Source organism: Myxococcus sp. AM009 (assembly GCF_013372605.1).
Lineage (GTDB): Bacteria > Myxococcota > Myxococcia > Myxococcales > Myxococcaceae > Myxococcus > Myxococcus vastator.
Genome location: NZ_JABXEP010000377.1, coordinates 1 through 659 on the forward strand (window position 1 = coordinate 1; position 659 = coordinate 659).

Consider the following 659-nt stretch of genomic DNA (forward strand, 5'->3'; position numbering starts at 1 on the left):
GCGCCGCTTCCACTTCGCCCAGCTCAATTCGGTAGCCGCGCACCTTCACCTGCGTGTCCGCTCGGCCCAGGAACTCCAGCGCCCCGCTCCTCAGCCACCGCACCACGTCGCCCGTTCGGTACAGCCGTTCTCCGTCGCCGTACGGACTCGGCACGAAGCGCTCCGCCGTCAACTCCGGGCGCCCCACGTACCCCACCGCCAACCCGTCTCCGCCCACATACAGCTCGCCCGGTACGCCCACTGGCACCGGACGCATCCCACCGTCCAGCACGTACGCCACCGTGTTCCTCACCGGCCGGCCGATGGACACCGAAGCGCCCACCTCTTCCGGCTTCTCCATCCGGTACGTGCTGGAGAACGTCGTGTTCTCCGTCGGGCCGTACCCGTTGATGAGCACACCGCCCGCTGCCAGCCGCTCCTTCACGCGCGACACTGGCAGCGCGTCACCGCCGGCCAGCAACTGGCGGACACTGGCCAGGGCCTTCGGCTGCCGCGCCTGCATCTGCTCGAAGAGCGCCGCCGTCAGCCACAGCGACGTCACGCCTGAAGACTCCAGCTTGCGGCCCAACTCCTCCAGCGACGGCGTCCCCGCCGGGTACACCACCAGCTTCGCGCCGTGCAGCAGCGCGCCCCACACCTCCAACGTCGAGGCGTCGAAG

1 protein-coding gene is annotated in these 659 nt (G+C 70.0%); it reads right to left on the bottom strand.

From position 1 onward, the window contains the following. On the bottom strand, positions 1–659 hold a 659-nt coding region (locus HV824_RS35955), incomplete at both ends, for an AMP-binding protein (protein WP_176425289.1).